The 21,857-nt window shown below is 76.5% G+C and carries 23 protein-coding genes; 7 read left to right on the forward strand and 16 right to left on the reverse strand.

Annotated elements, in window-relative coordinates; all coding sequences use genetic code 11:
* Positions 1–63: 63 nt before the first annotated feature.
* The 6 genes from ACFY00_RS20325 to ACFY00_RS20350 all read right to left on the reverse strand — a co-directional run bounded on the left by ACFY00_RS20325 (position 64) and on the right by ACFY00_RS20350 (position 6,628).
* Entirely contained in the window at positions 64–1,086 is a 1,023-nt protein-coding gene (locus ACFY00_RS20325; RefSeq protein ID WP_388032891.1) for a hypothetical protein, read from the reverse strand.
* Positions 1,083–2,054, reverse strand: coding sequence for an ATP-binding cassette domain-containing protein (locus tag ACFY00_RS20330; protein WP_388032892.1), 972 nt, complete (start codon positions 2,052–2,054; stop codon positions 1,083–1,085). Before ACFY00_RS20330 ends, ACFY00_RS20325 begins: the two co-directional genes overlap by 4 nt.
* A 30-nt stretch (positions 2,055–2,084) precedes the next feature.
* Entirely contained in the window at positions 2,085–2,504 is a 420-nt protein-coding gene (locus ACFY00_RS20335; protein ID WP_388032893.1) for a GntR family transcriptional regulator, read from the reverse strand.
* Between the two features lie 309 nt (positions 2,505–2,813).
* Positions 2,814–4,022, reverse strand: coding sequence for an LLM class flavin-dependent oxidoreductase (locus tag ACFY00_RS20340; RefSeq protein WP_388032894.1), 1,209 nt, complete (start codon positions 4,020–4,022; stop codon positions 2,814–2,816).
* Positions 4,019–5,380 (reverse strand): NtaA/DmoA family FMN-dependent monooxygenase, encoded by a 1,362-nt coding sequence (locus ACFY00_RS20345; protein ID WP_388032895.1) that lies wholly within the window; start codon positions 5,378–5,380, stop codon positions 4,019–4,021. Before ACFY00_RS20345 ends, ACFY00_RS20340 begins: the two co-directional genes overlap by 4 nt.
* A gap of 30 nt (positions 5,381–5,410) precedes the next feature.
* Positions 5,411–6,628 carry an MFS transporter gene (locus ACFY00_RS20350; protein WP_388032896.1) on the reverse strand — a complete coding sequence of 406 codons (1,218 nt, stop codon included), beginning with the start codon at positions 6,626–6,628 and terminating at the stop codon, positions 5,411–5,413.
* Positions 6,629–6,703: 75 nt separating this feature from the next.
* On the opposite strand from ACFY00_RS20350, the gene ACFY00_RS20355 reads away from it, so the two are divergent.
* Together ACFY00_RS20355 and ACFY00_RS20360 are read left to right on the forward strand one after the other, a co-directional pair.
* The gene (locus tag ACFY00_RS20355; RefSeq protein WP_388032935.1) at positions 6,704–7,081 is read left to right on the forward strand and encodes a MerR family transcriptional regulator; all 378 of its coding nucleotides are present in this window, start codon (positions 6,704–6,706) and stop codon (positions 7,079–7,081) included.
* A gap of 140 nt (positions 7,082–7,221) precedes the next feature.
* Positions 7,222–8,523 (forward strand): DUF1254 domain-containing protein, encoded by a 1,302-nt coding sequence (locus ACFY00_RS20360; protein ID WP_388032897.1) that lies wholly within the window; start codon positions 7,222–7,224, stop codon positions 8,521–8,523.
* 26 nt (positions 8,524–8,549) lie between these two features.
* Here ACFY00_RS20360 and ACFY00_RS20365 read toward each other — a convergent pair whose 3' ends face one another.
* A complete protein-coding gene (locus tag ACFY00_RS20365; protein WP_388032898.1) occupies positions 8,550–10,325 on the reverse strand; it encodes a glycoside hydrolase family 15 protein in 1,776 nt (591 codons plus the stop codon).
* 163 nt (positions 10,326–10,488) lie between these two features.
* Between ACFY00_RS20365 and ACFY00_RS20370 the strand changes: the two genes are divergently transcribed.
* The 4 genes from ACFY00_RS20370 (at position 10,489) to ACFY00_RS20385 (ending at position 12,772) form a co-directional block, all read left to right on the forward strand.
* On the forward strand, positions 10,489–11,124 hold the full coding sequence (locus ACFY00_RS20370; protein ID WP_388032899.1) for a hypothetical protein: 636 nt from the start codon (positions 10,489–10,491) through the stop codon (positions 11,122–11,124).
* 188 nt (positions 11,125–11,312) lie between these two features.
* Positions 11,313–11,603 carry a DUF427 domain-containing protein gene (locus tag ACFY00_RS20375; protein ID WP_388032900.1) on the forward strand — a complete coding sequence of 97 codons (291 nt, stop codon included), beginning with the start codon at positions 11,313–11,315 and terminating at the stop codon, positions 11,601–11,603.
* A 131-nt stretch (positions 11,604–11,734) separates the two neighbouring features.
* Entirely contained in the window at positions 11,735–12,418 is a 684-nt protein-coding gene (locus tag ACFY00_RS20380; RefSeq protein WP_388032901.1) for a D-glycero-alpha-D-manno-heptose-1,7-bisphosphate 7-phosphatase, read from the forward strand.
* 117 nt (positions 12,419–12,535) lie between these two features.
* Positions 12,536–12,772 (forward strand): DUF6296 family protein, encoded by a 237-nt coding sequence (locus ACFY00_RS20385; protein WP_388032902.1) that lies wholly within the window; start codon positions 12,536–12,538, stop codon positions 12,770–12,772.
* Positions 12,773–12,820: 48 nt separating this feature from the next.
* On the opposite strand, the gene ACFY00_RS20390 is transcribed toward ACFY00_RS20385, so the two are convergent.
* Positions 12,821–13,438, reverse strand: coding sequence for a type 1 glutamine amidotransferase domain-containing protein (locus ACFY00_RS20390; protein WP_388032903.1), 618 nt, complete (start codon positions 13,436–13,438; stop codon positions 12,821–12,823).
* Positions 13,439–13,574: 136 nt separating this feature from the next.
* Between ACFY00_RS20390 and ACFY00_RS20395 the strand changes: the two genes are divergently transcribed.
* Positions 13,575–16,064, forward strand: a complete 2,490-nt coding sequence (locus ACFY00_RS20395; protein ID WP_388032904.1) for a SpoIIE family protein phosphatase — start codon at positions 13,575–13,577, stop codon at positions 16,062–16,064.
* Positions 16,065–16,100: 36 nt separating this feature from the next.
* Here ACFY00_RS20395 and ACFY00_RS20400 read toward each other — a convergent pair whose 3' ends face one another.
* The 8 genes from ACFY00_RS20400 to ddaH all read right to left on the reverse strand — a co-directional run bounded on the left by ACFY00_RS20400 (position 16,101) and on the right by ddaH (position 21,848).
* A complete protein-coding gene (locus tag ACFY00_RS20400) occupies positions 16,101–16,682 on the reverse strand; it encodes a hemerythrin domain-containing protein (protein ID WP_388032905.1) in 582 nt (193 codons plus the stop codon).
* A 103-nt stretch (positions 16,683–16,785) separates the two neighbouring features.
* Positions 16,786–17,016: a DUF6213 family protein gene (locus ACFY00_RS20405; protein WP_388032906.1), complete on the reverse strand. Its 231-nt coding sequence runs from the start codon at positions 17,014–17,016 to the stop codon at positions 16,786–16,788.
* Positions 17,017–17,062: 46 nt separating this feature from the next.
* Complete coding sequence (locus tag ACFY00_RS20410) at positions 17,063–17,368, reverse strand: CDGSH iron-sulfur domain-containing protein (RefSeq protein ID WP_388032907.1); 306 nt, start codon at positions 17,366–17,368, stop codon at positions 17,063–17,065.
* Complete coding sequence (locus ACFY00_RS20415; RefSeq protein WP_388032908.1) at positions 17,355–18,059, reverse strand: methyltransferase; 705 nt, start codon at positions 18,057–18,059, stop codon at positions 17,355–17,357. Before ACFY00_RS20415 ends, ACFY00_RS20410 begins: the two co-directional genes overlap by 14 nt.
* 78 nt (positions 18,060–18,137) lie before the next feature.
* Positions 18,138–19,283, reverse strand: coding sequence for a YbdK family carboxylate-amine ligase (locus tag ACFY00_RS20420; protein WP_388032909.1), 1,146 nt, complete (start codon positions 19,281–19,283; stop codon positions 18,138–18,140).
* A complete protein-coding gene (locus ACFY00_RS20425) occupies positions 19,280–19,894 on the reverse strand; it encodes a flavin reductase family protein (protein ID WP_388032910.1) in 615 nt (204 codons plus the stop codon). Before ACFY00_RS20425 ends, ACFY00_RS20420 begins: the two co-directional genes overlap by 4 nt.
* On the reverse strand, positions 19,891–20,943 hold the full coding sequence (locus ACFY00_RS20430; RefSeq protein ID WP_388032936.1) for an iron-containing redox enzyme family protein: 1,053 nt from the start codon (positions 20,941–20,943) through the stop codon (positions 19,891–19,893). The genes ACFY00_RS20425 and ACFY00_RS20430 overlap by 4 nt, the downstream gene beginning before the upstream one ends.
* Before the next feature lie 5 nt (positions 20,944–20,948).
* Complete coding sequence (ddaH, locus tag ACFY00_RS20435; protein WP_388032911.1) at positions 20,949–21,848, reverse strand: dimethylargininase; 900 nt, start codon at positions 21,846–21,848, stop codon at positions 20,949–20,951.
* Positions 21,849–21,857: the final 9 nt, after the last annotated feature.

Here is a 21,857-nt window from a genome sequence, read left to right on the forward strand (position 1 = left end):
GACGGCGAGGCGGGGCGGTCGGGCTGCGGGACGGTCGGACGGCGGGGCGGTCGGGCGGCGGGGTCAGAGCGCCGTACGGGCCACCCGGCGGAAGGTGAGGTAGAGCGCGGCCCCGGCGACGGCGGCCAGCAGCGCGGTCTCCACCAACTGCATCGGGAACAGGTGCGACACGGGGTGCACCCGGGCCCAGGCGGGATAGGAGGAGGTGTAGCCGTTGCAGTCCATCCCGGCCAGGCAGACGGTGTTGGCCACCCGGCTGCCGTCGGGGAGGACGTAGCCGCCCTCCACCACCCAGGAACCGGCGGGCTGCACGAACTGCATGCTCCAGGAGGTCCTCCAGGGGGCCGCGTCGACGAGCGGGAGGAAGTGCACCCGCACCGCGTGCACCAGCAACTGGCTCAGGCCCACCGCGACGCCGGTGGCCAGCGCCGACGGCACGGTGCGGCGCAGGAACTGGCCGATCGCCGCGCCGACGGCCAGGGCGTACAGCGACCAGGCGACCGGGGCCAGGCCGAGCGCCGGGTAGGTCAGCCCCTGGAAGGCCGGGTCGAGCGGGGGGCTGAGCCGGTAGACGTCCCAGTACCAGAGCGAGGTGGAGACGGCCGCGAGCACGCCGACCGACACCAGCACCAGCAGCGCGGGCACGGCCAGCCGGGTCGCCAGCCAGCGGGTCGGGGACACTGACTGGACGCGGACCAGCCGGATCGTGCCCTGCTCGTGCTCCTGGGACAGCAGCGGCGCACCGACGAACATGCCGATCAGGACCGGCAGGACGAAGATCGCCGGTTCCACCCGGTCCGTGAAGTGGGACAGCAGGCTGACCTGCAGCAGCGCGCTGTCGGGGTCGATCGCACCCAGCGTGCTCCGGAACGCGAAGTGCCCGACCAGCAGGACGAGGACGGCGAGCAGCACCGTTCCGCCGAGCGTCCGGGCGGCGGTGCGGCTCTGCCGCCAGGCCAGCCAGGTCAGGCCGCTCGGGCGGAACGGGCGGAGCGGGGAGCGGCGTCCGGGGGAGTCCGCCCCGGTGCCGACGGTGGTGGCGGGAGCGGGAGCGGGGGCCGGGCCGGGCAGTCGGGCGGTGCTCATGAGGCGGCCTCGCTGGTGACGGGGGACGGGGAGTCGGTGATCGCGCCGGTGTCGGCGTGTTCGGCGGTGCTGCCGCGCAGGTGGGCGAGCAGCAGTTCGTCCAGGCGCGGGCGCTCCTGCGTCCAGGGCGCGGGGGTCGGGGCCGGATCGGGGTGGTGCAGCAGCCCCGTGGCCCGGCGGCCGGTGACGCGCCACTCGACGGCCTCGCCCGGCGGGCGTTCCAGGTCGGCGGGGCCGGAGACCAGGCGGTGGGCGTCCAGCAGTTCGTCCACCCCGCCCGCCAGCCGCACCCGGCCGGAGCGGAGCAGCAGGACGTGGTCCACGACCTCCTCCAGCTCCGTCAGGGTGTGCGAGGAGATCAGTACGGTGGTGCCGCGGTCGGCGGCGTCCGACAGCAGGATGCCCATCAGGTCGTGCCGGACCAGTGGGTCGAGGTCGGCCAACGGCTCGTCCAGCAGCAGCAGTTCGGGCTGCTTGCCGATGGCGAGCGCCAGGGCCAGCCGACTGCGCTGGCCGCCGGAGAGCGACCCGATCTTCGCGCTCTGCTTCAACTCGGCCAGCCGGACCACCCGTTCGGCGAGGGCCTGGTTCCAGGACGGATTGAGCTCGCGGCCCATCCGCAGGGTGTCGGCCACCGTGAAGGACCGGTACAGCGGCTTGTCCTGCGCCGCGAAGCCGATCCGGGCCCGCAGCCGGTTCCCGTCCCCGTCCCCGTCCCCGTCCCCGTTTCCGCGTCGGTTCGGGGACGACGGGCTGCCGAACAGCCGCAGTTCGCCCTCCGACGGTGCGCAGAGCATGGCCGCCAGGGCCAACAGGGTGCTCTTGCCCGCCCCGTTCGGCCCCACCACGCCGCAGATCCGCCCGGTCGGCACCGCGAAGTCGCAGTGGCGCAGCGCCCACGGCCCGGCCGCGCCGCCGAACCTCTTCCCCAACCCCACTGCCTCCAGCACGAACTGACGGTCAGTCACTTGCTCCACCGCTCCCCCTCATCTGTCGGTTCACCTTGTCGCGTCCTGCTCCGGGCCGGGGCGGGGACCGGTCGCGAAGCGCTGGTCCAGGACGGAGGCCACCAGTGCGGCGACGTCCTCCCGGTCGAGTCCGGCGTTCCGGGCCCGGTCCACCCAGGCGGTCAACTCGGCGCGCAGCGGGCCGTCCTCGGCGGCCTCCGGCCGGGCCAGCGAGCGGAGGACGAACGTCCCCAGCCCCGGCCGAGGCGCCACCAGGCCCGCGCGCTCCAGCTCCCGGTACGCCTTCAGCACGGTGTTCGGATTGACCGCCGTGAGCTCCACCACTTCGCGGGCCGTGGGGAGCTTGTCCCCGGGCTGCAGCACGCCGAGCCGCAGGGCCTGTTCGGTCTGCTGCACGATCTGCTGGTAGGTCGGGACGCCGCTGCGCCGGTCGAGGCGGTACTCGATCACATCATCATCCCCCTTCCACTAGTTGATTAGTGGAATAGTGGAGGAGGGCTGACGGAAGGTCAAGTGCTGCTGGTGGTGGGCGATCGGCGCACGTCGACGGCCGGGCCGGTGGCGGGGGAGCACGGGGCGCGGCCAGTCGGCTGTCTGCCATCTGCTTCGACGCGCACCGGCACCGGCGTCAGTGCAGGCGCCAGCGCAGGCGCCGGGGGTGCTGATGCTCGACCCCGACGGCAACGAGTTCTCGGTGGGGGCGCCCCGGTAGGGGACCGCTGCCGGTCAACCCCGTCGGGGCGCCTCGCCGGACGGCTCCTACCGGGCGCCGGTGGCGTAGCGGTTGGCCGGGCGGGGGAGGTGGAGCAGGCCGCGGAGGGTGTCGGCCTCGTAGGCGGTGCGGAAGGCGTCGCGGCGGCGGAGTTCGGGGACGAGGCCGGTGGTGATCGCGGTGAGGTCGTGGGGGAGGGCCCCCGGGCGCAGGCGGAAGCCGTCCAGGCCCGCGTCGCGCCAGTCGAGCAGCAGGTCGGCGAGCTCGCCGGGGGTGCCGGTGAAGACCTCGGCGTCGGAGGCGTACGGGGCGCCGTCCAGGTCGTCGAGGCGGCGCTTGCGGGCGGCGGCCCGGCCGGGGCGTTCGTCCAGGAACACCACCAGGTCGGCGAAGACCTTCAGCGGCTGCGGGAGCGGCCGGGGGCGGCGGGCGGAGGCCGCGGCGAGGGCGTCGAGGCGGGCGGTGGTGTCGGCGCGGGAGTGCGGGGTCAGGTAGACCAGGTCGGCCGCGGCGGCGGCGAGTTCGTACGGGGTGCTCGCGTGGGCGAGGACGGTGACCAGGGGCTGGCCCTGCGGCGGGCGCGGGGTGATGGACGGGCCGCGGACGGAGAAGTGCGCGCCGGTGAAGTCGACGTGGTGCACCTTGGCGGCGTCGAGGTAGCGGCCGGTCGCGGTGTCGCGGATCACCGCGTCGTCCTCCCAGCTGTCCCAGAGCCGGCGGACGACCTCGGCCACCTCGTGGGCCTCGTCGAAGAGTTCGCGCAGCCGGGCGGCGATCAGTTCGGAGTCGCGGACGTCGGCGTCGGTGAGCTGCGGGGTGGTGCGGCGGCCGAAGTGGGCGGCGTCGGCGGCGCGGGAGGTGATCTGCGGGCGCCAGCCCGCGCGTCCCCGGCTGGCGTGGTCGAGCGAGGCGATGCCGGTGGCCAGGTGGAACGGTTCGGTGTGGGTGACGTTGGTGGTCGGGACCAGGCCGATGCGCGAGGTCAGCGGGGCCAGCGCGGCCGCCAGCAGGACGGCGTCCAGGCGGCCGCGGACCTGGTCGGTGCGGTCGTCGGGCCGGTGGGGGGCGGCGGACTGGAGGGCGAGCGCGTCCTCGAGGGTGACGAAGTCGAGCAGGCCGCGTTCGGCCTCGCGGACCAGGTCGGCCCAGTAGCGGGCGGTGAGGACCTCGGCGGGCCGGGCGTCCGGCTCCCGCCAGGCGGCGGGGTGCCAGCCGGTGCCGTCCAGGGCGACGGCCAGGTGCAGGCGGGGCGTCACGGGGTCTCCTCGATGGGGCGGCGGGCGGGCTTCAGCCCGAGGTGGTCGCGGAGCGTGGTGCCGGTGTAGTCGGTGCGGTGCACGCCCAGCTCCTGGAGCAGCGGCACCACCCGGTCGACGAACTCGTCCAGCCCGCCGGGCACCGTGTGCGGGGAGAGGACGAAGCCGTCGGCGGCGTCGCCCTGCACGAACGCGTTCATGGCGTCGGCCACTTGGCGCGGCGTGCCGACGAAGGTGGGCCGGGCGGTGAGCTCGGTGACCAGGCCCCGGGTGCTCAGCCCGCGCTCCTCGGCGACCTTCCGCCAGAGCCGGACGGTCTCCTCGCGGCCCCGGCTGCGGTACAGGGTGTGCCCCCGGGTGACGACGCCCTCCGGCACCGGGTCGACCTCCGGCAGCGGGCCGTCCGGGTCGTGGCCGGACAGGTCGCGGCCCCAGGCTGCCTCGACCAGCATCAGCGCGGTCTGCGGGCTCACCTGCGCGCGGGCCACCTGCTCCGCGCGCTCGGCGGCCTCCGCGGGGGTGTCGCCCAGGACGTAGCTCACCGACGGGACGATCTTCAGGTCGGCCGGGGAGCGCCCGTACTTCGCCAGCCGCCCCTTGACGTCCCGGTAGAAGGCCCGGCCGCCCGCCGGGTCGGCGTGCCGGCTGAAGATGACGTCGGCGTCGGCGGCCGCGAACTCGCGGCCCTCGGCGGAGTCGCCCGCCTGGATGATCACCGGGTGCCCCTGCGGGCCGGGCGGGGTGCTGAACCGGCCGGAGATGTCGAAGTGCCGCCCCCGGTGGGCGAACCGGCCCGCCCCGGCCCGGGCGAACTCGCCGGAGGCGGCGTCCGCCCGGAGGTCGCCAGGCCGCCAGCTGTCCCACAACTCCCGTGCGGTGTGCAGGAACTCGACGGCCCGGGAGTAGCGGTCGGCCTCGTCGAGGAACCCGCCGCGGCGGAAGTTCTCGCCGGTGAAGGCGTCGTGGCTGGTCACCACGTTCCAGGCGGCCCGGCCGCCGCTCAGGTGGTCCAGGGTGGCCAGCCGCCGGGCCACCTCGTAGGGCTCGTTGAAGGTGGAGTTGACCGTCGCGGCCAGCCCGAGGTGCGTGGTGACGGCGGACAGCGCGCTGAGCACGGTCAGCGACTCGGGCCGCCCCGCCACGTCCAGGTCGTGCACCCGGCCCTTGTGCTCGCGCAGCCGCAGGCCCTCGGAGAGGAAGAGGAAGTCGAACCGGCCGCGCTCGGCGGTCCGGGCGAGGTGGGCGAAGGAGTCGAAGTCGATCTGGCTCCCGGCGGCCGGGTCGGACCAGACGACGGTGTGCTGGACGCTCGGGAACTGGGCGGCCAGGTGGACCTGCTTGAGCGGACGGGGGGACACGGGACGACCTCCGGGGGAGTGGGGAAGGGGTCAGGCGCGCTTCGCCGGGAAGCCGTGCGCGCGGGCGCCGAGCACCACGGCCAGCACCGGGGCCAGCAGGGCCAGCACGCTCCAGGGCAGCGACGCGGCGCCCGCGGCGTCCAGCAGCACCCCGCCCAGGACGCCGCCGCCCGCCATCGCCACGTTCCAGAGCGTGACCAGCATCGCCTGCGCCGCGTCCGCCCGTTCGCCCCCCGCGTCGCCGACCGCGGTCTGCAGCAGCGTCGGCACGCCGCCCCAGCCCAGGCCCCACAGCGCCGCCGCCGCGTACACCAGCGCGGGCACGTCCGAGAGCAGGCCCAGCACGGCGGCCGCGACGGCCACCAGCACCGCGCCGGCGACGGTCAGCACCCGCAGCCGGCCGTGGATCAGCGCCCCGGTGACCCAGATGCCCGCCAGCGAGGCGACGCCGAAGACCAGCAGCACCAGGTCGGTCGAACCGCCCATGCCCAGGTGGTCCAGGTAGCTCGCCACGTACGCGTACAGCACGGTGTGCGCCAGCACGAACACCAGCGTCACGAACAGCACCGGCACCACCCCCGGGACGGCCAGCGCCCCCAGGATCCGCTCCCGCCGCTCCGGCGGCTGCCCCGGCAGGTCCGGCACCGCCGCCGCCGTCCAGCCGATCACCACCAGCGCGAGCGCCGTCATCGCCAGGAACGCCACCCGCCAGTCGGTGGCCCCGGCCAGGAACGTCCCCGCGGGCACGCCCAGCGAGAGCGCCACCGGGATGCCCGTCATCACGATCGCGATCGCCCGGCCCTGCAGGTGGACGGGCGTCAACCGGCGGGCGTACCCCGCCAGCAGCGCCCAGGCCAGGCCCGCCGCCACGCCCGCCAGGAAGCGCGCCGCGAGGGTCAGCGGGTAGGACGAGGAGAGCGCGGTGACGGTGTTGGCGACGGCGAAGGCGCCCGTGGCCGACAGCAGCAGCCGCTTGCGGCGCCAGGCCGCGGTGGCGGCGGTCAGCGGGATCGCGGTCAGCGCGGTGCCCACCGCGTACACCGTCACCGCCTGCCCCGCCGCCGACTCGCCGACCCCGAGGTCGGCGCCCAGCGCGGGCAGCACGCCCGCGGGCAGCGTCTCGGTGAGGCTGGTGACGAACACCGCCGTGGCCAGCGCCAGCAGCGCCGACAGCGGCAGGCCCGAGTGGCGAACCGGCTGGCGGGGAAGGGTTCCTGAGGGATCGTGGACTGGTGACCGGGTGCTCATGGCGGCTATGGTGAAACCCTCACACCAATGTGAAGGTCAACGCGGCTCGACGTGAGGTGGATCACAGTGGGAAGCCTGCGCATCGGTCAGCTGTCGGAGCGCACCAACACCTCCCGGCGGCTGCTGCGCTACTACGAGGAACAGCAGCTGATCGTCTCCACCCGGGCCGCCAACGGCTACCGCGAGTACGACGAGCGGCTGGCCGACCGGGTGCTGCAGATCCGCGGACTGCTCGACGCCGGGCTGCCCACCCGGATCATCAGGCAGATCCTGCCCTGCCTCGACAAGCCCCGCACCATCCACTTCTCCGACGCCACCCCCGAGATGATCGCCACCCTGACCGAGGAACGCGACCGGATCACCCAGCGGATCAACTGCCTGGTCCGCAACCGGGACGCGATGAACGAGTACCTGGAGGTGGTCACCGGCGGCGACCCGGCGGCCGCGGGCTGAGCCCCGCCCGGGCCGGAGCCTCACCCGGGCCGAGCCTCACCCGTTCGGCCGATCGGCCTTGCGGGCGGCGGCCGGGGCCGGAAACGTCCGTTCGGGGGCCCCTTCCGGCCCCCGGTCCGGACGCGAGGGAGCCCACCACCATGATGTCGGACGACCTGCAGACGCTCGCCCGCGAGGCGTACGTGTACCTCTACCCGCTGGTGACCATGGACGTCACCCGCCACCAGGCGGTGTCCGCACCCCCGGGGACCAAGCCGGTCTTCGGACCGCCCAACGAGTTCCACCACCTGCGGGAGTTCCCGTCGGCCGAGTTCCGCTCGGTGGTGCGGCCCAACTTCGACACCCTGTACTCCTCCGCCTGGCTGGACCTGCGGGAAGGCCCGGTGCAGCTGCACGTCTCCGACACCGGCGGCCGCTACTTCATGGTCCCGCTGCTGGACATGTGGACCGACGTGTTCGCCACCCTCGGCCCGCGCACCACCGGCTCCGGCGACCAGGACTACCTGGTGGTCGGCCCCGACCACCGGGGCGAACTCCCGGTCGGGGCCAAGGTGCTGCACTCGCCCACGCCGTACGCGTGGGTGATCGGGCGGATCCAGACCAACGGGCCCGCCGACTACGAGAAGGTCCGGCGGATCCAGGACGGCCTGGTGGCGAAGGCCCTCCACCCGGTCGAGCACCGGGTCGACCCGACGGTGGACGCCGTCAGCGACCCGCTGGCCACCGTCAACGGGTTCGGCGCCGTCGAGTTCTTCACCCGCGCCGCCCGGGCCCTGGCCGTCAACCCGCCGCACCCCACGGACTTCTCCGTACTGGCCCGCATCGCGGCCCTCGGCATCGTCCCCGGCCGGGAGTTCGACCCCGCCCGGTTCTCCGACGCCGAGACGGCGGCGCTGGAAGCGGGCGTCCGGTCCGCCCGGGAGGCGGTCAACGGACCCCTCGCCGCCATCGCGAAGTCCGTCAACGGCTGGCGGATCAGCACCGAGACCATGGGCGTCTACGGCAACGCCTACTTCAAACGGGCCGCCGTCGCCGCGATCGGGCTGGGCGCCAACCCGCCGGAGGACGCCATCTACCCCGTCCTGACCGTCGACGCGGACGGCCGACCCGTCACCGGTGAGCACGACTACCTGCTGCACTTCCCCGCGGACGGCCTGCCGCCCGTCCAGGCGTTCTGGTCGGTGACGATGTACGACGCCCAGGGCTTCCAGGTCGCCAACGAGATCGACCGCTTCGCCCTGGGCGACCGCGACCCGCTCACCTACCACGCCGACGGCTCGCTCGACCTGCTGATCTCCCACCGCGACCCCGGCCCCGAACGCCGGGCCAACTGGCTGCCCGCGCCGAACGGCCCGCTCGGCCTCACCCTGCGCCTGTACGCGCCCCGGCCGGAGGCCCTCGACGGGCGCTGGAGCCCGCCCGCCGTCCGCCGGATCGGCTGAGCCGCCCGCCCCGGCGCCTACAGCGCCTACAGCGTCTGCAGCGCCGGGGCCAGCCGGGTCGCGGTCTCCATCAGCAGGGCGTGGACGAAGGCCTGCGGGAGGTTGCCGCGCAGTTGGCGCTGGGCGACGTCGTACTCCTCGGCGTAGAGGCCGGACGGGCCGCAGGCGGCGCGGTTGCGCTCGTACCAGCGCAGCGCCTCCGGCAGGCGGCCCTGGGCCAGCAGCGACAGGGAGACCAGGAAGCCGCAGAGCAGGAACGCGCCCTCGGCCTCGGCCAGCGGGCCGGGGCCGTGGCGGAAGCGGTAGCAGTGGTGGTCCTCCGCCAGGTCGGCGAGGACCGCCTCCAGGGTGGCCCGGCTGGGGCGGGCCCCGGGCGGGACGGCGCCGCGCAGGGCGGGCAGCAGCAGGGCCGCGTCCACCGCCGGGTCGGTCGGGGAGCGCTGCCAACGCCCGCTCGGGTGCAGGGAGTCGGTGAGCGCGGTGGCGGTCAGGCGCTCGGCCAGCGGCAGCCAGTCGGGGCGGTGCAGGGCCTGCGCGGCGGCCCGCAGACCGGCCGCGCAGGTCAGGCGGCTGTGCGTCCAGTGGTCGGGGCCGAGTTCCCAGATGCCGCTGTCGGGGTCGCGGTGCCGGGCGGCGATCGCCTCGACCGCGACCTTGGCGGCCCGGCGCCCGTCCGCGTCCAACTGGTCGTGCCGGGCGGCGGCGGACAGCAGCAGCAGCGCCTCGCCGAACCCGTCGAGCTGGAACTGCCGCCGCACCCGGTTCCCCGCCACGTCGAACCCGCCCGGGTAGCCCGGGAGTTCGAGCCTGCGCAGGTCCGGCACCGGCCTGCCGTCGACGGTGTACGCGGGCGCCAGCCGCGGCCCGTCCGCGAGCAGCCGGGCCGCCACGAAGCGCGCCGAACCCGCCAGCAGCGGGTGCGGGCCGCGGGCCGCGACGGCCTGGCCGATGTACGCCTGGTCGCGGATCCACACGTACCGGTAGTCGTAGTTGCGGCCCTGCTCGGCCCGCTCGGGCAGGCTGGTGGTGGCCGCGGCCACGGTGCCGCCGTCCGGGCCGGTCAGGCCGGTCAGCACGGCGTGCGCGTGCCGGACGTCGCGCGCACCCGGCAGGCCCGCCAGCTCGGCCTGGGCCGGGACGTCCGCCGCCCAGGCCGCCTCGGTCTCCGCCCAGGCCCGGTCCGGGTTCGGCGGGGCGGCGTCGAACGGGCGGTCGGCCAGCTCCAGCACCAGGTCGTGCGCGGCCCCCGCGTCGGCGCGCAGCACCGCGTGCAGGCCGCCACAGCGCCCCGGACGGGCCTCGGGCAGACCGGTCAGCCGGACGTGCAGCGGGCCGGTACGCAGCGACCAGACGCCCGCCTCGTCCCGGACCGGCTCGGAGCTGCGGGCGGTGCCGAAACCGGCCGCCAGGTGCAGCGACACCTCCAGCTCGGCCGGACCGTCCACCGCCAGGACCCGGCGCAGCAGCACCGTGCGGTGCGCCTCCGCCGGACGGGCCAGCGCCTCCCGGCACTCCACCACCCCGTCCCTGGTCACCCAGCGACTGCGGTACACCAGCCCGCCGTCCTCGTACCGCCCGCCCGGCACGTACGCCCCGGTCGGCGTCAGGCCGTACCAGCCCGGGCCGCCGATCAGCGCCGACAGCACCGCGTCGCTGTCCCACCGCGGCGCGCACAGCCAGCTCACCACGCCGTCCGGGCCGAGCAGGGCGCCGCGCCGACCGTCCGCGAGCAGCGCGTACTCGCGCAGCACGTGCGGGGGCGGCGGGGCGCAGGGACGGGACGCGGCGGGCGGGGCGGGCACGGGCGGCCTCCGGGGGTCGGGGGGCTCTCGGGGCGCGGCTTTCCGGCCCGGTGGCGCGGAAACCTCCTCGCTCGGGCCCGTTTCCGTCGCAGGTGGGCGGGCACACGCCGGGGCGCACGCGCCGCCCCGGTGGGGCGGCGGAACCCGACCGGAGGAGACGGCGATGGGACGGCAGGGACGTCCGCTGCACGACATGGGCGGGGCGACCGGCCCCGCGGACACCGGGGGGCGACCGGACGCGACGCCCGACGCGACAGCCGAGCAGGACGGCACGCAGCGCCGCCCCGCCCCGATCGGCAAGGGCGGCACGGCCAACGTCGCGGGCAGCGACGAACAGCAGCCCGAGATCGCCGAGGGCCCGGTGCCGGGCGTCCAGCCCGGGGAGGAGCGGACGTCCGGCCGCGGAGTGACCCGCGAGTTGGACCCGCCCGGGCCGCCCCGTGCCCCCGACCGCCCGGTGCCGCCCGACGCGGTCGAGGACGCCCCCGCCGCCCTCGACCCCGAACGCGCCCGCCCCGCCGACCCGGCGGCCGCCCCCGAGGACGAGGGCCTCCCCGACCTGGCGGACGGCACCCCCACCGCCCAACACGCCGCCGACCCGCAGCGTCCGCCCGTCCCCGGTGACCGGCCGGTCGCGGCCGAGTCCTTCGGGGTGACGGGCGCGGAACAGGCCGAGGGCGAGTCGCTGGACGCCCGGCTGGCGGCGGAACGGCCGGAGGTCTGGGAGGGCGGGCGCGACGAGGAGGAGGAACGTCCCGGGCAGTCGGCGGAGGAGGCCGCGATGCGGGAGGAGGAGTAACGGGGAGAGCGGCGGGCCGCCGACCGGCTACCGGGTGATCGGACGGCGGCCGAGCGCCCCGTCGACGATCTGCTCGGCCGTGGCGTCCCGACGTGCGGCCGGGGGCCGGTGGGGGAACGCCTCGGCCGGGGCGGGAGTTGTCGGAGGAGCGAGGCAGGGTCGGTGGAGCGGGGAAGGCGGTAGGGCGGATGGTGCGTGCGGTGTGGAACGGCGCGGTGCTGGCCGAGTCCGAGGAGACGGTGCTGGTGGAGGGCAACCACTACTTTCCGGCGGAGGCGTTGAACCGGGAGTTCTTCGTTCCCAGCGACACCACGACGGTCTGCTCCTGGAAGGGCACCGCCCGCTACTGGACGGTCTCGGTGGGCGGCGCCGAGAACCCGGACGCCGCCTGGTACTACCCGGAGCCGAAGCCGGAGGCCGAGCACGTCCGCGGCCGGGTCGCCTTCTGGCGCGGGGTGGACGTCACCACGGCCGAGTAGCGGAGTTCCGGCGGACCCGGAGCCGTACGCCGCGGACTGAGGGCGGGGGCGGGCCCCGGCCGCCGGACGACGGCGGTCGGGGAGGGGCGGACAGGGGTTTGAGGTGGGCGGGCCCGGCCAGCCGCGTGGGTATGGAGTTCACGCCGGAGTGCCTGGAGCCGCTGCCCACCACGGAGGTCCGCTCGGACGGTGGGGCACGCCCGTCCGTGCCGTGGGTGGTGACGCCGGGTCTGCCGGGGCGGCGTACGGCGGGTGACGGTGCCGGAGCGGCGGTGCTGCTCGACCGGGACGGGGTGCTGGTGGCGGACATCGCGTACAACGGCGACCCCGGCCGGGTCTACCCCCACCCCGGCGCCCGGGCGGCGGTCGACGAACTGCGGTCGCTGGGCGTGCGGTTGGGGGTGCTCACCGACCAACCCGGGGTCGCCCGGGGGATCCTGACCAGGAGCCGGATCGAGACCGTCCACCACCGGATCGCGGAACTGTTCGGGCCGTTCGACGTGTGGGCCGTCTGCCCGCACGCCCCCGCCGACCGCTGCGGCTGCCGCAAGCCCGCCCCCGGCCTCGTCCTCGCCGCGACCCGGGCGCTGCGGGTGCCGCCGGAGCGCACCACGGTCATCGGCGGCACCGGAGCCGACCTGGTCGCCGCGGCCGAGGCCGGGGCGCACGGCCTCCTCGTCCCCACCGCCGCCATCCGCCCCGGCGAGGTCGCCGCCGCGGGCCGCCGCCACGCCGCGGACCTGTCGGGCGCCGTCCGGCTGCTGCGCGCGGGCGGGGCGGTGCCGGGCGGGGCGGTGCCGGTGGGCGGGGGCTGAGGGGCTCGGGGCGGCGGCCTCGTCGGGGCGGGGCGGGGCGGGGAGCGCGGGGGCGGGGGTTGGGGAAACACCCCCGGGGTATGCGCGGGGCGGGGCGAGACAGGGCGAGGTGGAGTGATGGACGCGCCGCACGGATACCGGATCGTCGTTCCCGGGCGACCGGGGGCGCACGCGCCGCAGATGATGGTGGTGGTGTACCGCTCGGCGGAGACCACTCCGGAGGGGCTGCCCGTGTACGAGGGGGCGGGCGGGCTGCGGGTGACCGTGCACGGAACGGTGGCCTGCTTCCTGGAGCCGTACCTGTCCGGCCTCGCCCACCCCTACGGGTACGCCTACCCGCTGGCCGCGGCCTGACGGCGGAGTCGTCGGCCGCGGCGTCGGGCTGTCGGCCCGTCAGCCCCGTCAGGCCGCGGCGAAGGCGGTGACCAGGGCGCGGTCGAAGGCCGGGAGGTCGTCCGGCTTGCGGCTGGAGACCAGGGTGTTGGGGCCGTTGGTGCAGACCACCACCTCGCGGTCGACCCAGTGCGCGCCCGCGTTGTCCAGGTCGGTGCGGAGGCTGGGCCAGGAGGTGATGGTGCGGTCGCGGACCACGTCGGCCTCGACCAGGGTCCACGGGCCGTGGCAGATCACCGCGACGGGCTTGCCGCGGGCGAAGAACCCGGCGACGAACTCCACCGCGCGCGAGTCGGTGCGCAGGAAGTCCGGGTTGGCGACGCCGCCGGGCAGCACCAGGGCGTCGAAGTCGGCTGCCGAGACGTCCGCGACGGCGGCGTCCACCATGAACGGGTCGGCCCGGTCGAGGTGGTGGAAGGCCCGGATCTCGCCGAGTTCGGTGGAGACCAGGCGCGGGGTGCCGCCGTGGTCCAGGACGGTCTGCCACGGCGAGGTCAGTTCGACCTGCTCGGTGCCCTCGGGGGCGACCAGGAAGGCCACGGTCCGGCCGTCCAGCTCGGCCCGCCCGTCCGGCTCGTACGGCTCGTTCGAGGTGGTCGGCTGGTGGGATTCGCTCGGTGCGCTCATGGCGGCTCTCCGTTCCTGGGGGAGGGGACGTGTCCGCGGGAGGTCCCCGCAGGGCGCGTCTCACCGGGAGCGAAGGGCGGCAAACCACCGCGAAAGCCGCACGGCGGCATAGGGTGGGGGCGGAACCGAGGAGGCGGTGGAGACGGTGGACGGGGAACGGGCCGAGCTGGAGGCCACGGTCGACCGGCTGCGCACCGAACTGGAGGGACTGCGCACCGCGATGCGCACCCGGGCCGTGATCGAGCAGGCCAAGGGCGTGCTGGTCGGCCGGTTGGGCTACGCGCCCGACCGGGCGTTCGAGGAGCTGGTGCGCCGTTCGCAGGACGGGAACCGCAAACTGGCGCAGATCGCCGCCGACCTGGTCGCCGCGGCCGCCCCGCCCCCCGCCGCCCGGGAGGTCCCGACCCCCGTGGACGTCCCGGACACCGTGGACGCCGCGGACGCCGTGGAGCCCGCGGATCCCGATGCGCCGGAGCCCGTGCGGTCCGGGCAGTCGCCGGACCGGGAGAGAGAGGAGGACGGGGCCGGGCTGGCGGCCCGGTTCCACCTGGCCGCCGCCGCGCTCGCCACCGCCGCCGACCCCGACGAGGTCGCCGAACGCCTGCACCGGACCGCCCTCGACCCGCTCGGCGCGCAGGCGCTGGTCCTCGCCGTGCGCGAACCGGACGGCGCGCTGCGCCTGGTCGGCGCCCACGGGGTGCCCGCCCGCCAGCTCAGCCAGTGGCAGCGCATCCCGCCGCCCACCCGGGTGCCGCTCACCGAGGCCGTCCGCACCGGCCGACCGGTGTGGGTGGCCGACCGGCGCGAGTTCGCCGCCCGCTACCCCGAACTGAGCGGCGACGACCTGGTGCCCGGCACCACCGTCTGCGCCCTCCCGCTGCACGCCGACGGGCGACTGCTCGGCGCGCTCAAGATCGGCTGGGCGGAGCGCCGGGACCCGGACCCGGCCGTCCGGGCGCACCTGGCCGCGCTCGCCGACCTGGCCGCCGACGCGCTGCTGCGCCTGCCCGGAGCCGCACCGTACGCCACGGCCACCACGTCCGGTGCGACCGGACCGGACGCTCCGACCGTCCCGTTCGACCCGGTGGGCGCCCCCTGGTTCCGCGCCGTGCTGGACGGGCTGCTGGACCCGGTGCTGCTGCTGCGCGCCGTCCGCGACGAGGACGGGAAGGTCACCGACCTGCGGGTCGAGCACGCCAACGCGCCCACCGTCGACCTCGCCGGGCGGGACGCCACCGAACTGCGCGGACGGCGGCTGACCGAGCTGTACCCCGGCATGGTCGCCTCCGGCACCTTCGACCGCCTGCGCACCGCCGCCGCCGACGGCATCCCCTACCTGGGCGAGACGGAACGGTACGTCGAGACCGTCGCCGGCAGCACCCGGGCCAGCGCCATGACCGTGCACGCCACCCCGTTCCAGGACGGCCTGCTGCTCACCTGGCGGGCCCACGACGAACGCGACCGGCGGGCCGCCCAACTCGCCCAGACCGCCCGGCTGACCCGGGCCGGCACCTGGGAGTGGCGCCCCGGCGAACGCCGGATCACCTGCTCCGACAACCTCCCGCCGCTCTTCGGCGCCGCCGCCGCCACCGGCGACCTCGACCCGCGCGCCGCCCTCGACGCGGTCGTCCCCGCCGACCGCGAGGCCGTCCGCGCCGCCGCCCGGGCCCTGCTGGACGGCCGTGCCTCCGTCACCGCCGAGTTCGCCGTCCGCGCCGCCGACGGACGGCGCAACCTGCGCGCCCTCGGCGAGGCCACCCGCGCCGACGACGGCCGCCTGCTCGCGCTCACCGGCGTCGTCCAGGACGTCACCCCCTGGCGGCGCGCCGAACGGGCCCTCAACGACACCCGCGACCGCCTCGCCGACCAGCGCCGCCGCACCGGCGACGAACAGCGCGCCGTCCGCGCCCTCCAGCAGGCCCTGATGCGCGCCCCCGCCGGACGCCCCGTCCCCGGACTCGACAGCGCCGCCCGCTACCTGCCCGCCGAACGCGAGCGCAAGATCGGCGGCGACTGGTACGAACTGCTCGACCTGCCCGACGGCACCGTCCTGCTCGCCGTCGGCGACGTCTCCGGACACGGCCTGCCCGCCGCCACCGTGATGTCCCAACTCCGCTACGCCCTACGGGGGTTCGCCTACGACGGCGCCCCACCCGGACAGCTCCTGGACCGCCTCGACCGGATGCTCTGCCACCAGCGCGCCGACCACATCGCCGCCGTCACCGTCGCCCGCCTCGACCCCCGCACCGGACACCTCGCCTGGGCCCGCGCCGGACACCTGCCCCCCGTCCTCCTGCACGAGGGCACCGCCCGCACCCTCGACCCGCCCCCCGGCCTGGTCCTCGGGGTCACCACCCGCGCCCGCCGCCCCACCGTGGAACTCCACCTCGCGCCCGGCGACACCCTGCTGCTCTACACCGACGGGCTGATCGAACGCCGCAGCACCGCGGCCGGTGCCGGTACGGGCACCGACCCCGGCGCGGGCGTCGACCGGCTGCTGCGCGCCTGCAGCGACTACCGGGCCGCCCCAGGCTCCGCCGGGCTCCTCGACCACCTGCTGCGCCGCTTCGGCGCGCCCAACCCGTCCGACGACATCTGCCTGCTCGCCGTCCGCCGCCACGACTGAACGCCGCCGCACCCGGACGGCGGGGCTCCGGAGGGGTCAGTCCTCGCTGGAGTCGCCGAAGCGGAAGCGCCGGTGCATCCGCTCGCGCCAGGGCAGCTCCGGGGCCACCAGTTCATCCGGCGGCGCCTGCGCCCCCGGGCCCGGCCGGGGCATCGCGGAGGCCGTCGCCTCGGTGGCCCGCAGCTGGGCGCCCATCGCCGTCAGCCGCACCGGGGCGGTGTGCTCGCGGACCGTCGGGAACAGCCGGGCCTCCTCCAGGCCGAAGTGGCCGGTGGCCGCCTCGACCAGCCGGGCCACCAGGCGGTCGAACTCCGCCGTGCCCGCCGGGTCCGCCGCCGTCTCCCGCAGCTCCCGCACCAGGGCCCGCAGGGCGGCGTGCGTCTGCAGGCCGTGGTCGACCGCGTCGTCGCCCGGCGGGCGGCCGTGCCGGGCGATCGGGTACAGGTGCTCCTCCTCGCCGGTCAGGTGCCGCACCAGGGCGTCGGCCGCGACCGCCGCCAACCGGCGGCGCCGCGGATCGCCCAGCGGCAGCCCCGCGAGTTCGCTGAAACGCACCCGCAGCACCTCGTGGTCGATCGTCAACTGCTCCAGCAGGTCCGGTTCGCGATCGGCGGCCATGCCCGTACGCCTCCTCCGGTGGTCCTTCGCCCCTGCCGGGCGCCTGCCCCACCGGTACGAGGAGAAACCCCAGGTGGGAGCGGTGGGAGCGGGCGCTGCGCGGTCACTCCTCGTCGCTGGCGATCTCGATGCAGGCCAGGTCGATCTGGTCGGCGAGCTGCCGGACCAGGTCGGCGAGCGTGGCGGTGGTCGAGGGGTCGAGCCCGTTGTCCTCGTGGGCGGCCCACTCCTCCCACTCCTCGGGCAGGGCCCGGAGCAGTTCGACCACCTGCAGGGCCGGAATGGCCAGGCCGCCGGACAGCCCGCAGATCACCGGGACGTTGAGTCGTTCCATGGCGTCCACCTCCTCCTGCGCGTGGGTACCGTTCGGGGTGCCGCGCTCATCCGGGCGTCTGCCCGGAGCCGTCCGGCGGAAACGACGGCGTGCCGGGGGTGGGGGCGGGCCCGGGCGCGGGGCGGCGGCGGGCGCGGTGGCTGGTGTCGCACAGCGGGTAGCGGCGGCTGCGGCGGCAGGTGCAGACCGCGACGACCGGGCGGTCGCAGTGCAGCACCGTGCCGTCCGGCAGCAGCAGGTCCACCGGGCCGTCGACCAGCAGCGGGCCGCGCTCGGTCAGCCGGATCCGGGGCGGAGGGGGCGGGGGCGGCCCGGGCGGGGCGGCCGCCGGGGCCGGGTCAGGCGCGGACACCGCGGATCACCACCAACTCCTCGGTGCGCACGCCGGGTTCGATCAGCCCGGTGCGTTCGAACCACGGGGCCCGGGCGGTCATCACCGGACCGAAACCCTGCAACCGCCGGGCCACGACGGACGTCCGCAGACCGGCGGCGCGCAACTGCCGCACCGTCGCCTCCGGCCGGGCCAGCGAGGACTGCACCAGCAGCAGCACCCCGCCCGGCGCGAGCAGCGGCGCCACCCGGCGGCACAGCCGGTCCAGCAGCAGCCGCCCGTCCGGCCCGGCGTCCCAGGCCCGGGCGGGCCCGCGCGGGGCCGGGCCGGGGTGCGGGGCGGGGACGTACGGGGGGTTGCTCAGCACCAGGTCGTACCGGCCGCCGTCCGGGACGGGCGGGGCGGAGGAGGTCTCGATGGGGGTGTCCGGGGCCTCGGCCGGGGCGTCGGGGGTGAGGTCGCCGTGCCGCACGCGCAGCGGGAGGCGGTGCAGGCGGGCGTTCAGCCAGGTGGTGGCGAGCGAGAGCCGGGACAGGTCGACGGCGGTCACCCGGCAGCCGCGCCGGGCGGCGGCCAGGGCCAGCGCGCCGGAGCCGGTGCCGACGTCCAGGCAGCGCGCGCCGGGCCGCAGCGGTTCGCGGCCCAGGACTTCCAGCAGCAGGTCGGTGTCCCCCTGGGCGGGGTACACGCCGGGCGGTCGTAGCAGCAGCATGGAGCCGCGTATGCCCGGCGGGCGGCGGACCACACGCCGGGGGCGGGGCGGCGGTCGGGGCGGGGCGGCGCCGGGGGTTCAGGGCGGCGGGGCGGTGGCGGCGGTGCGGTCGGCGAGGTCGTCGACGACGGCGGTGAGGCGGCCGTGGCGGGCGAGGACCGCCCGCTGCCGGTCGGCGCCGCAGCCGGTGGCCAGCAGGTGGGCGGCGAGGTGGCGGGCGAGCCCGAGTTCGTGGGTGCGCAGCAGGGCGGGGGCGGTGAACTCGACCAGGGCGGGCAGGAGTTGGCGGACCGGCTGGAGGCGGCCGGTGAGCGGGTCGGGCAGTCGGGCGTCGAGGGCGGCGGACGCGGCGCGGTGGTGGGCCAGCCGCAGCGGACCGTCGGGGACCGGCCGCGGGCGGGCCCGGGTGCGCGGGTCGAGCAGGGTGTGGGCGAGGGCGCGCAGCAGGACGGCCAGCAGCAGGACGGTGTCCAGGTCGGCGCAGCTGTCGGCGACCCGCACCTCCAGGGTGGGCAGGTGCTCGGACGGCCGGGCGAACCAGTACAGCATCCGGCGGTCGAGGATCACCCCGTCCGCGAGCAGCCGGTCCAGGGTGCTGCGGTAGCCGGTCTCGTCCAGCACCGGGGCCGGGCCGAAGGTCGGCCAACGGGCGTACCGGTCGGGGCGGTTGGACGCGGTGCCGTGGTCGGCGCCCTCGCAGAAGGGGGAGTTGGCGCAGAACGCCTGGAACAGCGGCAGCCAGCCGCGCATCCGGGCGATGAGCCACAGGGACTGGCGGGTCGTCAGGTCGCCCAGGTGGACGTGGCAGCCGCAGAATTCGGCGCCGATCTGGTCGGCGACGCCGTCGATCCGCTCGGCCAGCGTCAGGTAGCGGGGCTTCGGGGTGACGGTCAGCGGGTGGTGGCTGGGCAGGACGGGGGTGCCGGTGGCGACGAGCCGGCAGCGGGACCGGTCGGCGGCCGCCAGCAACGCGGCCCTGGTGTCGACGAGTTCGGCGCGCAGCTCGGCGGCGGTGCCGACCGGCCGGGTGCAGCCCTCCACCTGGGTGGCCAGGAACTCGTGCTGGGCGCGCGGCCCGAGCGTCCGGGCGGCGTCCGCGACCACCGCCTCGGCGACGGGCACGGTGGCCCGGCTGCGCGGGCCGGTCAGCAGGAACTCCTCCTCGACGCCGAAGCGCAGCAGCGGTGGCGGGTCCGGACCTCGGGGGTGCGGTGGGGTGTTCACGCCGGGTGTCCCGCGTCGAGTCCGAGGACGTCCCGCAGGGTGAGCACCGCGGGCGGCGGCGGGTCGGCCCCGTCGCCCGACAGCGGGTCGAGCAGGAAGGCGGTGTGGTCCCCGCCCTCGACCCGGCCGACCACCCGCCCGGCGAACCAGGCCGCGGCGGCCGTGAGCACCGGCACCCCGGCCGGTCCCGGACGCCAGCTCGCCCGGGCGAACTTGTCGATCTCGTCGCCGGTGTGCTCGCCGAACAGCCGGGCCAGGGCCCGCCCCGCGTCGTCCGGCGGCAGCAGGTGGACGGCCAGCGCCGTCGCGCGCGAGGCCACCCGGTGGGTGCGGTTGCCGTGCGACAGCCAGACGGCGAACCGTTCCGGACGGATCGAGCACTGCGAGCCGAAGCCGACCAGGCAGCCGGCCCGGTCGCCCCGGGCCTCGGCGGTGACCACGTACACGGGCGGGTCGAGCAGGGGCAGGAACGCCCCCGCGCCGTCCACCGCGCCGTCCACCGTCCCGCCGACCGGTTCGCCGACCGGTTCGCCCGACGGCCCGCTCGCCGCCCCGCCCGCGGGTCCGCCGGTCGGTCCGCCGGTCGGTCCGGTTCCGGTCGTCGGGTTCATGCTCCGGCTCCTTCCGGGGACCGCTCCGCGGGCAGCGGGACGCGCAGGGAGGGGGCGCCGGAGCGCCAGGCGGTCAGCAGGTGGTCGGCGAGCCGGTCCTCGGCCCGAGCGTAGGCCAGGACGCCGAAGGCGATCTCCGGGGCGGGGCAGTCCGACGGCCCGGAGAGCAGCGGTTCGATCACGGTGTGCCGCACCAACTGCTCGTGGACGGCGTCGGCGAGCACGTGCTCGCGGTAGAAGAACGTCCCGCGCGGCGAGGCGCCGAGCCGTTCGAACGCGGCGGCGAGCCGGGCCGAGCCGGGCGGGGAGGTGATCTCCACGGCCGCGAACTGCCCGACCAGGGCGGCCCGCAGGGAGCGGTGCAGACCGAACAGCGACATCGTGTTGACCACGGCCAGGGCGGGCGCGGGCACCGCGTCCAGGTACGCCCCGTACGCCGGGTCGAGCCCGAAGTCGGCCATCATCGCGGCGAACAGCTCGGCGTGCGCCCGTTCCGGCCGTCCCGCCCCGTACTCGTCGTACTGCACGGCGACCAGGGCCGCCTTCGCCGGGTTCGGCAGCCGGGGCACCGCCCACATCTGCGGGTCGGCCTCCTTCAGGTGGTACAGCGAGCGGTGCGCCAGGTACTCGCGGGCCTGCTGCCGGGTGCCCGCCGTCAGCAGGTGGTACGACGGGCCGTCGCCGTCCGGCGGTTCGACCAGCAGGTCGGCCAACACGTCCTCCAGCGGCGGCGGTTGGCCCACCTCCTGGCGCAGCGCGGCCAGGAACGCCCGCTCCAGCCGCCCGCGCAGCGCGAGCAGCGGGGGCGACCACTCCCAGGCGTCGTCGACGCCCGCGAAGCCGCGGTAGTGCAGCTCGTAGCAGACGTACAGGGCGAGTTGGAGGTCCTCGCCCCACGGGTCCGGCGGGTCGTCCGGCGGCGGGGACGGGAGCGGTGCGGTGGCGGGGTGGCGCAGCGCGGCGAGGACCGCGGCCGAGAACGGGCCGCGGGCCGTGGGCAGCGGAGGTGCGCCCGGGTCGGTGCGGTGGGCGGTCCGTACGGTGTCCACCTCGGTCAAGTCCCCTTCTGCTCGGGGTGGTTCGTTGCGGGAGCTGCGGGGCGTCCCGAACGGAGCTCCAGGACGCAGCACTTGGGGCCGCCACCGGCCTTCCGCAGCTCGGTGAGAGCGACCGGCACCGGGACGAAGCCCGCCGCCCGCAACTGCCCGGCCAGGCCCCGGGCGTCGGCGGGCAGCACCACGTGGCGGCCGTCGCTGATGGCGTTCAGGCCGAACGCGGCGGCGTCCGGCGCGGTGGCCAGGATCGCGTCCGGGTAGAGGCGGCGCAGCTCCCGGCGGGCGCTCGGGGCGAACGCGTCCGGGTAGTACATCACCCGGGTGTCGTCCAGCACGGCCAGCGCGGTGTCCAGGTGGTAGTAGCGCGGGTCGGTCAACTCCAGTGACACCACCGGCAGTCCGAGCACCCGCTGGGCCTCCCGGTGGGCGGCGGTGGTGGTGCGGAAGCCGCTGGCCGCGAGGATCCGCCGCCCGGCCACCAGCAGGTCGCCCTCGCCCTCGTTGACCTCGGCGGCGGTGCGGACCTGCCGGAACCGCGCGGCCGCGAACCAGCGCCGGTGCGCCGCCGACTCGCCCGCGCGCTGCCGGTGGCGGAAGTTCGCGACCAGCACCCGGCCGCCCACCACCGTCGCCCCGTTCGCGGTGAACACCATGTCGGGCAGGCCCGGCTCCGGCGCCAGCAGGTCGACCCGGTGGCCGAGGGAGCGCAGCACCGCCGCCAGCTCCCGCCACTGCCGCAGCGCCGCCGCCCGGTCCACCGGCCGGTCCGGGTCCATCCACGGGTTGATCGCGTACTCCACCGCGAAGTGCTCGGGCGGACAGAGCAGGTAGCGCCGCCGCCGCACCCCCGGTCCGGGGCGGGGACGGGCGGGGGCGGCAGGAGCGGTGACCGTGTCCATGCGCCGCGT

Source organism: Kitasatospora sp. NPDC001540 (assembly GCF_042894345.1).
Lineage (GTDB): Bacteria > Actinomycetota > Actinomycetes > Streptomycetales > Streptomycetaceae > Kitasatospora > Kitasatospora phosalacinea_C.

Bases quoted from the DNA above. Each gene is read 5' to 3' on its own strand.
- ACFY00_RS20385 (WP_388032902.1), top strand. From the start codon at position 12,536: ATGGACGCGCCGCACGGATACCGGATCGTCGTTCCCGGGCGACCGGGG.
- ACFY00_RS20375 (WP_388032900.1), top strand. From the start codon at position 11,313: ATGGTGCGTGCGGTGTGGAACGGCGCGGTGCTGGCCGAGTCCGAGGAG.
- ddaH (WP_388032911.1), bottom strand. From the start codon at position 21,848: ATGGACACGGTCACCGCTCCTGCCGCCCCCGCCCGTCCCCGCCCCGGA.
- ACFY00_RS20390 (WP_388032903.1), bottom strand. From the start codon at position 13,438: ATGAGCGCACCGAGCGAATCCCACCAGCCGACCACCTCGAACGAGCCG.
- ACFY00_RS20325 (WP_388032891.1), bottom strand. From the start codon at position 1,086: ATGAGCACCGCCCGACTGCCCGGCCCGGCCCCCGCTCCCGCTCCCGCC.
- ACFY00_RS20415 (WP_388032908.1), bottom strand. From the start codon at position 18,059: ATGCTGCTGCTACGACCGCCCGGCGTGTACCCCGCCCAGGGGGACACC.
- ACFY00_RS20405 (WP_388032906.1), bottom strand. From the start codon at position 17,016: ATGGAACGACTCAACGTCCCGGTGATCTGCGGGCTGTCCGGCGGCCTG.
- ACFY00_RS20370 (WP_388032899.1), top strand. From the start codon at position 10,489: ATGGGACGGCAGGGACGTCCGCTGCACGACATGGGCGGGGCGACCGGC.
- ACFY00_RS20350 (WP_388032896.1), bottom strand. From the start codon at position 6,628: ATGAGCACCCGGTCACCAGTCCACGATCCCTCAGGAACCCTTCCCCGC.
- ACFY00_RS20400 (WP_388032905.1), bottom strand. From the start codon at position 16,682: ATGGCCGCCGATCGCGAACCGGACCTGCTGGAGCAGTTGACGATCGAC.
- ACFY00_RS20425 (WP_388032910.1), bottom strand. From the start codon at position 19,894: ATGAACCCGACGACCGGAACCGGACCGACCGGCGGACCGACCGGCGGA.
- ACFY00_RS20380 (WP_388032901.1), top strand. From the start codon at position 11,735: ATGGAGTTCACGCCGGAGTGCCTGGAGCCGCTGCCCACCACGGAGGTC.
- ACFY00_RS20360 (WP_388032897.1), top strand. From the start codon at position 7,222: ATGATGTCGGACGACCTGCAGACGCTCGCCCGCGAGGCGTACGTGTAC.